This is a genomic window from Bacillus sp. OK048, from assembly GCF_900103525.1.
Taxonomy (GTDB): domain Bacteria; phylum Bacillota; class Bacilli; order Bacillales; family Cytobacillaceae; genus Neobacillus.
In genome coordinates this window covers 56,190-71,464 of sequence record NZ_FNHN01000005.1, presented here as the reverse complement: position 1 = coordinate 71,464, position 15,275 = coordinate 56,190, and the positions used below count along the sequence as shown (strand labels likewise).

The window sequence follows — 15,275 nt, the reverse complement described above, 5'->3', positions numbered from 1 at the left end:
CTCCAGCCCCTCTGCATTGACCCAAATGCCTTTTCTGAATGCTCTTCGGTCACTCTAGCTCCTCTGCATTGACCCAAATGCCTTTTCTGAATGCTCTTCGGTCACTCCAGCTCCTCTGCATTGACCCAAACGCTTTTCTGAATGCTCTTCAGTCACTCTAGCCCCTCTACATTGACTCAAATGCCTTTTCTGAATGCTCTTCGGTCACTCCAGCCCCTCTGCATTGACTCAAACGCCTTTCATAAATGCTCTTCGGTCACTCTAGCCACAATTACATGCTCTTTTACTATATAACCCAAAAAAGAGAGGTCTCCCTCTCAATTTTAATGTTTCCTTAGCCATTTCTGCAGTCCATCTTTCTTTTTCCACAATTGAAAATGATTGTCTGCATAGATAATGGCTTCACTCTCCTGACACTCACCCATCCATAAATGGAGGGGGTTCCGCCTAAAAAACAACCATCACACACATAATTTCAACTATGTGAAATAACGTGTGCACCCAAGTATTTTATCAGAAATGTTGATTAATCCTTCCCAACATGTTTAAAGACGTTAACCATAAATAAAATGACTCCTAGTACTACAACTATTGAACCGATAATGGTTGGCGGAAGCGCTGCGGATACCCCGAGAATTTGAAGGGCTATCCCACCTAACATGACTGGCACCCCAATATTGTGTAACCAAAATTGAGTTTTCGCTAATCTTGAATTGGCAGCATTTGGATAAAAGTGATAAATAATTCCGAACAATGCCATCGTTACCCAGCCTAGCAAATTCACATGGGCGTGAACCGATGCAAAACGGAAATCATGCATAATCCCCATTGTCAATCCTGCCAGAACCCCAATCGTAAAATAAACAGTGGCAATCTTCAAATAAACTTTTCCCACTTTTTTCCTACCCCCATTTTTAGAATTTTGGTACTATTACACTATATTTCAATTAATCACCAATATTCCCAATCTATTAATAGTATTTATTCAAAAAAAAAATCGACCATGTCGAATAATAGGAGGTAAGGACTTTGTATTTTCCTTGGTGGAGGTAATTCTATAAGTGGGCCATTGCCCTGGCAGCTAAAAAAACGCAGCCCCGACTGGTACTCGGAACTGCGTTTTGGTTTCAATTAATGTGTTTCAATTAGACCATAGCGGCCGTCTTTACGCTTGTAAACAACGTTTGTACGGTTCGTATCTGCATTGTTAAACACGTAAAAGCTGTGCCCTAGCAGGTTCATTTGCAGAATTGCCTCTTCGCTGTCCATTGGCTTAAGATCGAAGCGCTTTGTACGAACAAGCTCTAAATCATCTTCAACTACTTCTTGAGCTTCATTGTGCTCAACAGTTGCGAACGTAATCGGGAAATCACCTTTTTCACGGAATTTACGATTTACCTTTGTTTTGTGCTTGCGAATTTGACGCTCAAGCTTATCTGAAATTAAGTCAATCCCCGCATACATATCAACATTTGTTTCTTCTGCACGTAGGACTAAATTCGGTAGGGGAATGGTAACCTCTACTTTTGATGTTTTATCTTGATTAAATCTTAAATTCACATGTACCGTTGCTTCAGGTGCTTCTGTGAAATAGCGTTCCAATTTAGAAATTTTCTTCTCAACGTAATCTCTTATTGCTGGAGTTACCTCAATGTTTTCACCACGAACGTTATAATTCATTTGTGGACTCCTCCTTTATATTCCTATGTAATTACATTTCTATTTTACCCTATGATTATCCTGCTAAATCAGAACAAAAATTTTGTCGAAATATTGACAAAAACACAGGGGAAATAGTGACAACCATAAACCCTATTACAATGGCTTATAGAAATGTATCTACACCTCTAGTCTATTATTTTCAGGGACAAATTTCCACTTTTTAGACTTATGAAACAATTATTGAGTAATTAAATGCACTAAAAATATCAGAATCTAACTAAAAATAATGCTTTTCATCTTGCAAGTGTTAGGGAGCGTATCCTTTTTGCCCCTTCTTCTTTTAACAGCTTTGCAGCATGTCTAAGTGTGGAACCTGTCGTATAAATATCATCGATGAGAATAATTTCTGTCCCTTTTATTTCAAGCTGACGGTTCACCTGAAAAACCTGCGGAATATGAATACGTTCTGTTCGTGATTTTTTCGACTGCTTTTCCAAGTGTTTTCGGGTAAGGAGATTTGCGGGGGATAATCCTGCCTCCAGAATGAGGGCCTCCGCTTGATTGAATCCACGTTCGTATAGCCGCTTGCAGCTTAATGGAATGGGTACAAGTAAATCAGGATTTAACAAACGCAGGGAATCCGCAATTCTTTCAGCAAATAGTTTTGCCAATACATAGTCACCCCGGAATTTATATTTTGCCATCACTTCTTTAAAAAAGTCGTTATAAAGAAATAGCGAATGATTTGAGTCGAGATACCCCTGCCATTCCAGGTCCTCCTCCCAGCGAACGCAGTCATGACACAAATCATCGAATCTAAACCTTTCATCCAAATCGCGGAATAACCGGCTGCATATTCTACATTTTTCACCAGTAATTTTTTCAAATTTATTTTCACAAGTTGGGCAGATGAGTATTTCCTTTTCTGCCGAAAAAATCGCTTTCCAACTAGTATCAGGTTGGAGCCTGTCATGGCAAATGAGACAATAAGCCTGAAGGTAAAGATTCATAAGTTGATAAGCCCCCTTTTAATACCTTCTTGATTCATATTGATTATTTGTTTTCGTGCTTTTAGCATGGCTTCTGTTTTTCCATAATGAAAAAATGTCACAACACCACCTGGATAATCCTTGCTCCTTCCTGCTCTCCCAGCAATTTGGACGAGGGCACTTTCAGTAAAAATATCATCCTCAGCACCGACAACTGCTACATCAATATTGGGAAATGTAACACCTCGTTCTAAAATTGTTGTCGTCAACAGTATAGGGATGGTTTTGTCTCGCATTTTTTGAACCTTTTCTTTACGATTCGGATCCTCAGCGTGGACTGCCTCCATATCAGGGGCTAATTGCCGAAGGATTGGAAGCGCCTTTTCCATTAATCCGATATGAGGAAGAAAAACTAGTGTTTGCTTATTATTCTGAAGGCGCTCCTTAACCCAACAGATTACATTGGCTGGCAGCTTGTCTTTTTTTATCCGCTTTTGCCAATTACCACACCAGGTAAAATCTGGAACCGGTAACGGATGGCGGTGGAACCTAGCAGGGATGGTAGTAAAGGACCTTTTGCCTGTACGGCATTCTCTTTGCCATTTTTCAATCGGGGTCGCCGTAAGGTAAATGATGGAGGATGTTGATTTTCTTGCCTGAACAGCTGCATACTGTAGTGATTCTTCTACTGTATAAGGAAAGGCATCGACTTCGTCTAGGATAACCGTGTCAAAGGCTTGGTAAAAACGGAGCAGCTGATGTGTAGTCGCTATAGTAAGTGGAGCATAGCGATGGCGGTCTTCACTCCCACCATAAAGTGACGCAACCGTGATTCCTGGGAAGGCTGCTTTTAGTCTCGGGGTAAGTTCAAGGACCACATCGGTCCGAGGTGTGGCGATACAAACTCTTTTCTGGGCTATAAGTGCTGCTTCAATTCCGGAAAAAAGAACCTCTGTTTTCCCAGCACCGCAAACGGCCCAGATAAGCTGCTCATGATTCTGAAGGATTGCCTCCACAACATGATTTGATGCCACTTGCTGTCCTTTTGACAAGTTCCCCTTCCACTCAAGGATTTTTTCAGGAAGCAGATGGGCGGGAGTCGGCCCTTGCCAGCCAATTAAAGGGCTGCAGGCACTGATCCTCCCCATCATCAAGCACTTGCGGCAATAAAGGCAATGATCGCCGCACCTCGAGCATGGAAAGGTAGCAAACCACTGCGGTTCTTTATTTCCACACCGTGTACAAACTGGCTTATTCCGCCTATAATCAATTCCTTTTCGGTAGGTGATATATCCATTTTCATAATGATTTTGGATTACCTCGAGAGGGAATGTAAGGTCATCTAGCAACAGTTGTTTGCCAGTGAGCAGCTTTTGAAGATCAGGATTAAAAGAGAAATCTGGGTTTAGTAATGGTTGAGGGATGGTGGGAATGAGTGAAATGGGAAGCGAGTTATGTTTATCTTTTGTTGGGAGTAAATGATTGTCCTTTTGGTAAAAACGCACGGGCATCACTCCTTTAGTCTTTTTGAACCAATTCAACAGGGAGCGACAAAATTCCTGCAACTTGTCGAATACTTTTAGAATCTAAACTCACTGGAATTTTGAATGAATTTTACTGTTGTCCTTCATCCTGGCTATGAAAGAGCAATCTCTACTTAGCACCTTCTCACTGCAATAATGGCTCGTTAGTAGAGTCAATGTTGATTTTCGTGGTGGTTGGTATATGAATTCATAGGCGGAGAATTTCCGGCTAATGTATATAGTGGAGGCTGTAGAAGCAGATATAAGCGGAGATATTCCGATTAACTGCTCTAAATAAGACAAAATCCATAGGTTTGGATCATATAAACGGAAAAACTCCGCTTATTTCAAGGGAAATATGGGTATTTCCCAATTTAAACGGAATTTTTCCGCTTATTTTTCAAACACTATGAAATCAATATTCAGTTATACTAGTGGCCTAAATAATAAAAAGCCAAGCTGCCATTCGCCTGGCTCCTGATCCTTATCTTTTCATCCAGCCAAGTCCCATGGCGCCTTCTCCCAAATGAGTCCCAATGACTGGACCAAAGTAGCTGATGGAGAATTCTACATTTGAATATAAAACAGCTAGATTGGACTTCCATTCTAATGCCTCTTCTTCGCGGTTAGCATGGATGATAACGGCTTGATAATTTTCACCGCTTGCAGCGTCTTCCCCTAGTAGGTCGGCAATCCGTTTCATTGCTTTTTTCCGGGTACGAATTTTTTCAAATGGAACGATGACCTTATTTTCAAAGTGAAGCAACGGTTTTACTTGCAGCAGGCTGCCAATAATCGCTTGGGCACTAGAAAGACGTCCGCCGCGCTGCAGATGGGATAAATCGTCGACCATAAAATAGGCTCGCGCGGTTTTCTTCAATTCTTCAAGCCGCAGCATGATTGTATCTGCTCCTTCACCATTTAAAGCCATTTTTGCGGCTTCCACTGCATAAAAACCCTGTGGCATACAGCTGAGTTCCGAATCAAACGGGAAGACATGGATAGTTTCTACCATCTTACTGGCAGTTACCGCACCAGCATACGTGCCACTGATTCCACTGGAAAGGTGGACACAGATAACTGATTCATAGTCTTTCGACAATCGCTCAAACAACTCTACAAATTGTCCAATTGCCGGCTGTGAGGTTGTTGGAAGTTCATTCTCTTTTACTAGCTGATAAAATTCTGCTGCCGTAACATCAATTTCCTCTCGAAAAGCCTCGTCGCCAAAAATAACATTCAACGGGATCATATGTATATTCCATTTATCGCGTATTTCTTTTGGTATATAAGCGGTACTATCCACCACAACTGCTGTTTTCATTATGAATTCCATCCTTAACATTCTGTTTGGTTCTATTTTATATGAAAACGCATGAAAATGCATTTTTTAGGCAAAAGAAAGGGCCCCGCCCTCCACAGAGCGTGCCCTCGTTTTATTTAGCGAACTTCTACCCAGCCATTTTTAATAGCTGAAACAACCGCTTGTGTACGGTCGTTCACATTCATTTTTTGTAAAATATTACTCACATGGTTTTTTACCGTTTTTTCACTGATAAATAAGGCTTCCCCGATTCCACGGTTACTCTTTCCATCCGCAAGCATTTGTAATACTTCGCATTCGCGACGTGTTAGCAGATGAAGCGGACGTCGCAATTCAAGTGTTTGCACAAATGCACCACCACCGCCTGTGCGTCCAGCAGTTAGTTTACGATATTCATTTACTAAATTATGAGTAACCTTTGGATGTAAGTAGCATCCACCATCAGCTACCACGCGAACTGCCTCAATCAAGGCGTCAGCATCCATTTCTTTTAGCAGATATCCTCTTGCACCCGTTTGAAGTGCATGAGTAACATAGTTTTCATCATCATGGATGGATAAGATAATAATTTTTGTGTCTGGAAATCTTTCAGTAAGCTCACGCGTAGCCTCAATCCCGTTCATTTGAGGCATATTAATATCCATAATGACGACATCAGGATTATACGCACTTACGATTGAGACCGCATCACTGCCGTCATCACCTTCAGCAACAACTTGAAATGCTTTTTCAAATTCAAGAATTCGTTTAACCCCTTCTCTGAATAGTTGATGGTCATCAATAATCGCAATCTTAGTCATCATTCTTTCCCTCCTGCTCCACTATATTTTATTTATTTTTGTTGGTTTCAGATGGTAATGGAACCACAATAAAAACGGCAGTTCCCTTTCCAATTTTTGATTCAAAAGTAATATTTCCGTCAAGAAGCTCTACTCGTTCTCTCATCCCAATCATTCCAAACGACTCGGGCTTTTTTTGATTCATATCAAAACCACAACCATTATCCTTGATTAGAACGGTTAATTCATTCCTAGTCATTTCCAGTCTTACTTTTATTTCACAGGCATTGGCGTGTTTTAGCGCATTTTGTACGGATTCTTGGATCAATCGGAATAAGGCCACTTCATACTTAGCAGGAAGCCGTCGTTCTAATCCAATGTTTATAAGCTCAATTTTCGACTGGTTATGATATTCTTCGATGGTTTGTAAATATTTTCTGAGGGTAGGCACTAGGCCTAAATCATCAAGTGCCATTGGACGAAGGTCATAGATGATTCTCCTCACCTCATAAAGTGCGGCGCGAACCATTTTTTTGAAACTGCCAATCTCTTTAAAAGCTTCTTCCGGTCCTTGCTCTTTATAAACACGGTCAACTAAATCAGACCTCATAATAACATTAGCAAGCATTTGTGCCGGTCCATCATGAATATCCCGCGATAGACGTTTACGCTCTTCTTCTTGAGCTTCAATAATTTTCAAGCCAAAATCTTGTTTTGCTTTTGCATTCTCCAATTCTTCACCCATAAGCTTCAAGTCACTCATAAGGTAATTCATGACCACTGATATTTGTGAAATGAGCTGGTCGGCACGATCAATCGTTTCGTCTAACCCCAAAAGCCTGCGCTCGAGGTCTGCTCGCTTATCTAAAAGCTGTTTTTTATATTGCCAATTAATGGACAAATCCATTTGCAGCTGATGCGCTTTTTCGTAGGCCTCCCTGACCTCTGCTTCAGAATAGGCTTTGAAATTCAAACTAAGTTCTGATAAAGTTAATCTCGCCTTTAGAACCTGTTCCTCTAATCGTTGTTCTTCGGCAACCAGTTTTACCATCATCTCTTTAATATTTCTTAATTCATTGGTCATATTTTCATAATCTTTTCGACACTGTTCACTAATTTGAAATATATCACTTTTACTGCTTGTAACAGTTTCAATCATTTCTTCACGGATTTCATCAATTGACTTTACATTAATCTTCTGAATTTTGGCCATGCTCTCCTCCAGAGACCTTTTTTCTAGTGTAACGTGTATTGGCCCATTTTACTATCTCAATGCAGTAAACCAAAAAATTTCCCAACTACCTAGTGCATAAGTAGTATAATGGTTGGTAGCCAAACTACTATGCCAAAAAAGTATTTTTGCAGTATTTGAACTTTATTAATTATAACACGAGAAAATTACTTCTAGATTAAAGTTATATTACACCAATATTTTATTTACTAAAAAAAGCTTGAAAGGAGAACCCACCATGCTATCTCGGTATTTTACAGTTAGCCAGGAAGTTTGTGAACATGAAATCATTATTCAAAAATCACGATTTATTGCCCATATTAAAAGGGCAGAAACAGAAGTAGATGCCCAGGAATATATCCAGGCAGTAAAGAAAAAACATTGGGATGCCACCCATAATTGTTCAGCCTATTTGATCGGTAAAAATGATCAAATTCAAAAAGCTAATGATGACGGAGAACCCAGTGGTACCGCCGGTGTGCCCATACTTGAAGTGTTAAAAAAAAGGAAGCTTAAAGATACAGTAGTCATTATTACACGCTACTTTGGGGGAATTAAGTTAGGGGCTGGGGGCCTGATTCGCGCTTATGGTAAGGCGACATCAGAAGGTTTAAATACAATGGGAATCGTGGAGCGAAGACTCGTTCAAATTATCCATGTAACAATTGATTATACATGGCTTGGGAAAGTTGAAAAGGATCTTCGGGAGTCGGAGTATATCATAAAGGAAATACACTATCTTGATATTGTGGAACTAGAAGTGTACGTGAATGAAGACCAAGTGAGTGTATTTCAGGATTGGCTGACTGAACTGACAAACGGACAGGCAGCCATCAAAAAAGGGGAAACAGATTACCTGGAAGTCCTACTATAGAAAAAAGTGACTGACTCAAATGCCACATCACATTTTGAATCAGTCACTTTTTTATGGTCTATTTTTTGCCGTGCTAATCCTAAACATCCGGATGATCTTTAGCAATGGGTGAAAGTCATTTCCCATCAGACCTATTTTTTCAGCAATGAGCTCCATTACTATAATCAGAAAGCCGATTAAAATCACGGATACACCAATTCTTGCCTGTGAATAAATAACTGCCACGAGTCCAAACAAGGAAGCCATCGCGTAAATCATTAACACCGTTTGCCTGTGAGAATACCCAAGCCTTAACAGACAATGATGCAAATGAGATTTGTCGGGAGCTGATAAAGGTTGATGGTTTATTATTCTGCGCATAATGGCAAAAAAAGTATCAGAAATGGGAACACCAAGGATAATGACCGGAATGATAAAAGAAATAAAGGTAACATTTTTATAACCTAACAAGGAGAGAACGGAAATGATAAACCCTAAAAACAATGCCCCTGTATCTCCCATAAAAATACTGGCGGGATGGAAATTATAGAAGAGAAATCCGAGTGTTCCCATTAAGACAATTGTACCGACAGCGACCACAAACAAATTACCTTGAATGAGCGCCATCCCCGAAATAGTAACCAAAGCGATTGAGGATACACCTGCAGCAAGACCATCCAACCCGTCAATTAGGTTGATTGCATTCGTAATCCCAACAATCCAGAGAATGGTAAAGGGAATACTTAAGTATCCTAATTCTAGGTGTCCTCCAAACGGAAGATTAATAAAAACAACTTGAAGATCCCCTAAGAAGACTACAGTAAAAGCAGCAGCTAACTGACCAATTAACTTATACTTAGCTGAAAGTTCAAACAAATCATCACAAATACCTGTAATGATAATTATGAGGCTGCCTAAAAGAATGGCTAGTAATGCTGGGCTTATTGGTTGTAAAATCATGATTCCAATAATAAAACTGATAAAAATGGCTAATCCACCCAGCCTTGGCATCATAGATTGATGAACCTTTCGATGATTAGGCTTATCAGTAGCACCAATAATGAAGGCTAATTTTTTTATGAGTGGAGTGATAAGAATGGATACTATAAAACATACTATCAAGGTAAAAAACAACATTGTAACCCTCCTCGATAGTATCTTGTCCATAAAGGCATTTTCAAAAACACTTTAGGTGAAGTAAAAAACAGGAAATCGTTATCATAAAGAATCATAAAAAAACAAAAGGTCTAAAACAATTTGTTTTAGACCTTTCTACGAATATAGTATTATCTATTTTTAACGTTACTCGGCTTGATTCCTTTTAATAAATTCAAGAGCGGCTTATAGTCCTCTCGGATGAGTCCTATACTTTCAACGACTAACTCAATAGTGAATAGCAACGTTAAGATGACGATCATTGAACCCCAAACCGTTGCTTGTGAAAAAATGAACGCAGCTAAGCCAAACAGGGCTGCCATAAAGTAAATTAATAAGACGGTTTGACGATGTGTAAACCCTGATTTCAACAAACAGTGATGAAGATGCGATTTGTCAGGTGCTGACAATGGCTGCTTGTTTACGAGACGGCGAATAATCGCAAAGAATGTATCAGAAATTGGTACACCGAGAATAATAATAGGAATAATTAATGAGATAAACGTTACATTTTTATAACCTAGCAATGACAGTACTGCAATAATATATCCTAAGAATAAGGCTCCGGTATCCCCCATAAAAATCTTGGCTGGGTGAAAGTTATAGAAAAGAAATCCTACTGTACTAGCAGCCACGATTAAAGCCATAATGGTTACGTATTGGTTACCCATTACCATAGACATACCTGCAATAGTAAGTAAAGCAATCGTGGAAACTCCGCCTGCTAAGCCATCTAATCCATCAATTAGATTAATAGCATTTGTTATCCCGATAATCCAAATCATCGTTATTGGGATACTTAAGTAACCAAAATCTATGATACCCCCAAATGGAAGTTTAATAAACTCTACCTGTAGTCCGCCATAAATGACTACCACAGCAGCTGCTGCAATTTGCCCTGCTAGTTTTAACTTTGGAGAAATTTCCTTCACATCATCCAGCATTCCAGTCAAAATGATGATAATACCGCCGATTACGATAGAGACATGGAATTCACCAAATGGCTCATTTGAAGGATTGAAGATTAATATTCCAACGATAAAGCTGATGAAGATTGCTAATCCTCCTAATCGAGGCATAATCCGGGAATGAACCTTACGATAATTTGGTTTATCAGTTGCACCAATTTTAAAAGCTAGTTTTTTTACTAAAGGGGTCATTAATATGGATGTAAAAAAACAGATTGCTAGAGTTAGATATAACATATTGTCCTCCATGGTAGTATCCATTTAAGATGTGGATAAATAATTTATTTATAAATTTATTAATCTATATATTTCTAAGTTTTAAGACGTATCCTTTTGGATTATAGCATAGTCAATAATAGAAATAAACAAGCTTTTAATAAAACTATTTTCCAAAACCATTACACTATAAAAAAATAAAATCGATTTTTTGAATAAATAAAGGTTTAAACATCTTCACAAAATAGACAACCTTTTACAAAATCTCCTAAATTGTATCAAATCAAATAGAGGATTCCAACTATATAGACGATTGTAAAGAAGAAAAGTTTCAATCACATGATAAATAATTCACAAAATCAATAAAAAGAAGAAAATGCCCTAGGATGAATAAGTACCAAAAAGGGCATTTGGGACATTCTATGCTGGTTTAGAACGTTTTTTAACTTTCTCAAGGAACATTTGGAAGACTAAATCTTTAGTAACTATTAGGATTAAACCATATAGAATTGAATTTACCACAACCAACGATATAAATAATGGAATCGGCCCCGAGACAAAATGTCTAATACCATACGAAACTGGAATAAACAACAATGCATACAGTAAGTACTTAAATTTACCAAATTCAAACAAGTGAAAATCCACTTTTAAATAACGCCGAATATAGCCATATTCTAATAAATTCAGAATTAATGTAGAAACTGTGGTAGTAATGATCGCATTCGTTGGCGTAAATAATCCTACTTTTAATAAGATAACATTAAAGACTAGATTGATAAATCCACATAAGAATATCAACCTTACTAAAATATTTTCTTTCTTTTTTACATAAATAACCTGATTAGCAAGAATGGAATCCATTCCAAGAAAGATCATATAAATGGCAAACATACTTAGCACAGGTGCTGCCTCAATAAATTGTGTCCCCCCATATATTAGAACTCCCACATCCGATAATAAAAATAATCCTACAGATGCCGGGAACAAGAACGCAAAATACACCTTTGAAATATTATTAAGTAAAATCAAATATGATTTTTCATCATTTGTACTTAATATGTAGGACAATCTTGGAATCGTTACTTGGACAACACTTAGCATCAATGCATTAATAATACCCATTATTTGTTGTGGAATAACGTAAAAGGAGACAGCTTTTGAATTCACGTATTCTCCAAGCATAAATCGGTCGAGTAGCGTATACAACACATTGGCATTTGAAAAAACAACGACAAGAAACATGGGCTTCAAATGCCGCTTTATACTTAGATTACTAAAATCGAACTTGATTTTCCTTTTAATGTATACAAAACTGATTATATTATTAAGAAATGCGGCAACAACCAACAACAAAGCATAATGATTATAATCCTTAGATGTGTTAACAAAGGTAAAAATAAGGATGATATAAATACTTCTGACAATAATTGTTTTTATGGTAATAAAATCATAATTCTCCATTGCCTCATTAACCCATTCAACAAAGAAAATATTGACGATAAGGTTTAAACCAAAGATCAGTAGAATGGGAAATATAACCGCATCACCATATTTAAAATAACTAAAGCCTAAATATATACATAAGGCAGTGATGCCTGTTACAGAACTGATTAGAAATAAACTCGTAAACAATTGGCTAAGCTTTTGTTTATCGTCCTTCACACGGCTCATTTCGCGGACACCGTATTGGTATACTCCAAAGCTGGCAAAGATAAGGAAATAGCTATAAATTGATTCGGTGAATTGGACGTTACCAAGCGATTTCGGCCCAAGTGCCCTGTTGACATAAGGTCCAACTAAAATCGGAAGGATCAAATTAAAGACATTTAGTAATACCTTATATAAGATGTTTTTAAAAAGTGATTTTTTCATAAAAAACCCTTCTATTCAGATTGCTGTGTTATTTTTTGTATAAAATAGCCCTAGTATTATCCCTAAATGGTAACACATCTATATCTAATTTTGAAAACTCCCAGTTTTCATCCTTAATCATATAGGTAGGACCATAATTATCTACTAGGTACTGATGATAACTTTCTGGAATTGGAAATTTATCACCTTTAAAGTCAATCAATGTACTGCCGGTATACGTTGAGGTGAGCCTTTTTACGGTAAGTCCAGTGACTACTGTATATTCTTCGAGCTCTTGATAAACCGTTTTTTCCCCTTCTTCCGTTGCATAACAATGAATTTTATCTTTATCATCACCGGCGTAATAATAAAAGACATCAAGATTTACACCTTTGTAAAGGTAGGTCTCTTCGACTATTTTCTCATCCATCCAAAATTCGCGGGATTTTTCGAAACCTCGTTTCTTCATTGCCATTTCCAATTTTTTAGCATTTTCATTACCAGTAAAAAATGTTCCAACATCAATATCAGCATCATGTCCAATAAAATCCTTCTCACGAACTGCACCGAGTAAGGTTCCATAGTCAAGCCAAAATTCATGCTTTATTTCTTGAAATGCTTCTTTAACAGACTTAAGACTCTCAAGCCCGTATGTGTGAACAGCTTCGCGTTTTTCGGCCTCCCGATTGCTTCGATAATGTTGATTAATTTTCAGCAATAATGGATTGGACCGTAACGTTTTATATATTTTTCTATTTCGAAAGTAGGACTTCATTTTCTCAAATGTAGTACTCACTTAAATTCCCCCTCTATCTATTCATTTGAAAAAAGAACTGATATACATCAGCTCTTCTCTGTTGTTTCTTTTAAATAAGCAGCTAGCGCCTCTTTCCAATCACGAAGTGGAGTTAGCCCGTTTTCGCTTATTTTTTCCTTACTTAAAACCGAATATTTAGGACGTGCTGCCGGAGTTGGGAATTGATCGGAGGTTAATGGATTAACCTTTACGTTCAAATTAGTCTGCTTGAAAATTTCCACTGCAAACTCATACCAAGAACAAACCCCGCTGTTGGTGGCATGATAAATACCGTATTTGTCGGTTTCTATTAATTGAACCATGAATTGTGCTAAATCAACTGTATAAGTAGGTGAGCCCACTTGATCATGAACAACACCAACTTCGCCTCGTTCCTCACCAAGACGAATCATCGTTTTAACAAAGTTTTTTCCATAGACGCCAAATACCCAAGCAGTTCGTACAATGAAGAATTGCTCTAAATGCTTTTGAAGAAGCTGTTCCCCAGCTAATTTCGTTCTTCCATAAGCTCCGAGAGGCTTAGTCGGCTCATCAACCTCGTAGGGTTCATTCGCAGTCCCATCAAAGACATAATCAGTACTTACAAGTAGCAATTTCGCACCATTAAGCTTGGCGGCTCTTGCTAAATATTCAGTACCTGATGCATTGATTTGATAGGCGATCTCTTCATTTGCCTCTGCACCATCGACGTTGGTATAGGCTGCACAGTGTAGAATCACGTCTGGCTTCACTTCACTAATATAGGCGATAACATCCGCTTCATTGGTAATATCTAATTGCTGTCGGTCTGTTCCATAGGCTTGATGATTCTTTCTTACTAATTCCCGCATAACATCCTGCCCTAATTGGCCTGCGGCACCTGTAACAACAACCTTCATTATTCTACCTCTAATCTGTCGCCATACTGTGATTTTACATATTCCTGATATTCGCCAGAAATAATATTTTCCCACCACTCACGGTTATTTAAATACCAGTTAATGGTTTGTTCGATTCCCGTATCAAAATTATATTTTGGAGACCATCCAAGCTCTGTACGAAGCTTCGTTGCATCAATGGCATAGCGGCGGTCATGCCCAGGGCGATCTGTAACAAACTTCATTAATGATTCTGGCTTATTAAGATGTTTTAGAATCGTTTTTACAATTTCAATATTTGTTCGTTCATTGTTACCACCGACGTTGTATACTTCTCCATTACGTCCTTTGTGAAGGACGAGATCAATCGCTTGACAATGGTCCTCAACATGGAGCCAGTCACGGATGTTTAATCCGTCCCCATAAATCGGAAGTTCCTTATCATTTAATGCATTGATAATCATCAATGGAATAAGCTTTTCAGGGAAATGGAACGGCCCATAGTTATTGGAACAGCGTGTAATGTTAACAGGTAAACCAAAGGTTTCATGGTAAGCACGAACAAGCAGGTCTGCACCAGCCTTACTTGCACTGTATGGGCTGTTTGCTGCTAATGGAGTCTCTTCCGTGAATAAACCAGTCTCACCTAAAGTACCATAGACTTCATCTGTTGATACTTGAAGGTATTTTGTAACTCCAAAAGTCTTTGCTGCCTCAAGCAATGCCAAGGTTCCTTGGATATTTGTCTGAACAAAGATTCCTGGATCCGTGATACTACGGTCTACATGTGATTCGGCTGCAAAGTTCAACACATAATCAAACTTCTCTTCTTGAAAAAGGCCATTTATAAATTCATGGTCTGCAATGTCTCCACGAACAAATTTATAGTTCGAAGCATTCTCAATATCCTTGAGGTTTTCAAGGTTTCCAGCATACGTTAACAAATCAAGGTTAACGATTTTGTACTCAGGGTATTTATTTACCATATACCGGACAAAATTGCTGCCAATAAAGCCCGCTCCGCCAGTAACTAATAATTTCATAGTT

14 protein-coding genes are annotated in these 15,275 nt (G+C 38.3%); 1 reads left to right on the top strand and 13 read right to left on the bottom strand.

Annotated features, from left to right (window positions below):
* Nucleotides 1-526: 526 nt before the first annotated feature.
* The 7 genes from BLR86_RS10795 to BLR86_RS10765 form a co-directional block, all read right to left on the bottom strand.
* Complete coding sequence (locus tag BLR86_RS10795) at nt 527-895, bottom strand: cbb3-type cytochrome c oxidase subunit I (RefSeq protein WP_090761212.1); 369 nt, start codon at nt 893-895, stop codon at nt 527-529.
* 236 nt (nt 896-1,131) lie between these two features.
* Nucleotides 1,132-1,680 carry a ribosome hibernation-promoting factor, HPF/YfiA family gene (gene raiA / locus BLR86_RS10790; RefSeq protein WP_090761210.1) on the bottom strand — a complete coding sequence of 183 codons (549 nt, stop codon included), beginning with the start codon at nt 1,678-1,680 and terminating at the stop codon, nt 1,132-1,134.
* Nucleotides 1,681-1,955: 275 nt separating this feature from the next.
* On the bottom strand, nt 1,956-2,672 hold the full coding sequence (locus tag BLR86_RS10785; protein WP_090761208.1) for a ComF family protein: 717 nt from the start codon (nt 2,670-2,672) through the stop codon (nt 1,956-1,958).
* Nucleotides 2,669-4,156 carry an ATP-dependent helicase ComFA gene (locus BLR86_RS10780; protein WP_302847215.1) on the bottom strand — a complete coding sequence of 496 codons (1,488 nt, stop codon included), beginning with the start codon at nt 4,154-4,156 and terminating at the stop codon, nt 2,669-2,671. The genes BLR86_RS10785 and BLR86_RS10780 overlap by 4 nt, the downstream gene beginning before the upstream one ends.
* A 502-nt stretch (nt 4,157-4,658) precedes the next feature.
* Nucleotides 4,659-5,498 (bottom strand): DegV family protein, encoded by an 840-nt coding sequence (locus tag BLR86_RS10775; RefSeq protein WP_090761709.1) that lies wholly within the window; start codon nt 5,496-5,498, stop codon nt 4,659-4,661.
* 116 nt (nt 5,499-5,614) lie between these two features.
* Nucleotides 5,615-6,298, bottom strand: coding sequence for a response regulator (locus tag BLR86_RS10770; protein WP_175492866.1), 684 nt, complete (start codon nt 6,296-6,298; stop codon nt 5,615-5,617).
* A gap of 28 nt (nt 6,299-6,326) precedes the next feature.
* Nucleotides 6,327-7,490, bottom strand: a complete 1,164-nt coding sequence (locus BLR86_RS10765) for a sensor histidine kinase (RefSeq protein ID WP_090761202.1) — start codon at nt 7,488-7,490, stop codon at nt 6,327-6,329.
* Between the two features lie 256 nt (nt 7,491-7,746).
* Here BLR86_RS10765 and BLR86_RS10760 point away from each other — a divergent pair, with 256 nt between their 5' ends.
* Entirely contained in the window at nt 7,747-8,382 is a 636-nt protein-coding gene (locus BLR86_RS10760) for a YigZ family protein (protein ID WP_090761200.1), read from the top strand.
* A 51-nt stretch (nt 8,383-8,433) separates the two neighbouring features.
* Here the strand turns inward: BLR86_RS10760 and BLR86_RS10755 are convergent, their stop codons facing one another.
* From BLR86_RS10755 to rfbB, 6 genes are all read right to left on the bottom strand, one after another.
* Nucleotides 8,434-9,498, bottom strand: a complete 1,065-nt coding sequence (locus tag BLR86_RS10755) for a glycosyltransferase family 4 protein (protein ID WP_090761198.1) — start codon at nt 9,496-9,498, stop codon at nt 8,434-8,436.
* A gap of 149 nt (nt 9,499-9,647) precedes the next feature.
* Entirely contained in the window at nt 9,648-10,721 is a 1,074-nt protein-coding gene (locus tag BLR86_RS10750) for a glycosyltransferase family 4 protein (RefSeq protein WP_090761195.1), read from the bottom strand.
* Between the two features lie 399 nt (nt 10,722-11,120).
* The gene (locus tag BLR86_RS10745) at nt 11,121-12,575 is read right to left on the bottom strand and encodes an oligosaccharide flippase family protein (RefSeq protein ID WP_090761193.1); all 1,455 of its coding nucleotides are present in this window, start codon (nt 12,573-12,575) and stop codon (nt 11,121-11,123) included.
* 28 nt (nt 12,576-12,603) lie between these two features.
* A complete protein-coding gene (locus BLR86_RS10740) occupies nt 12,604-13,350 on the bottom strand; it encodes a LicD family protein (protein ID WP_090761191.1) in 747 nt (248 codons plus the stop codon).
* 47 nt (nt 13,351-13,397) lie between these two features.
* Nucleotides 13,398-14,249: a dTDP-4-dehydrorhamnose reductase gene (gene rfbD, locus BLR86_RS10735; protein ID WP_090761189.1), complete on the bottom strand. Its 852-nt coding sequence runs from the start codon at nt 14,247-14,249 to the stop codon at nt 13,398-13,400.
* Complete coding sequence (gene rfbB, locus BLR86_RS10730; RefSeq protein WP_090761187.1) at nt 14,249-15,271, bottom strand: dTDP-glucose 4,6-dehydratase; 1,023 nt, start codon at nt 15,269-15,271, stop codon at nt 14,249-14,251. Before rfbB ends, rfbD begins: the two co-directional genes overlap by 1 nt.
* Nucleotides 15,272-15,275: the final 4 nt, after the last annotated feature.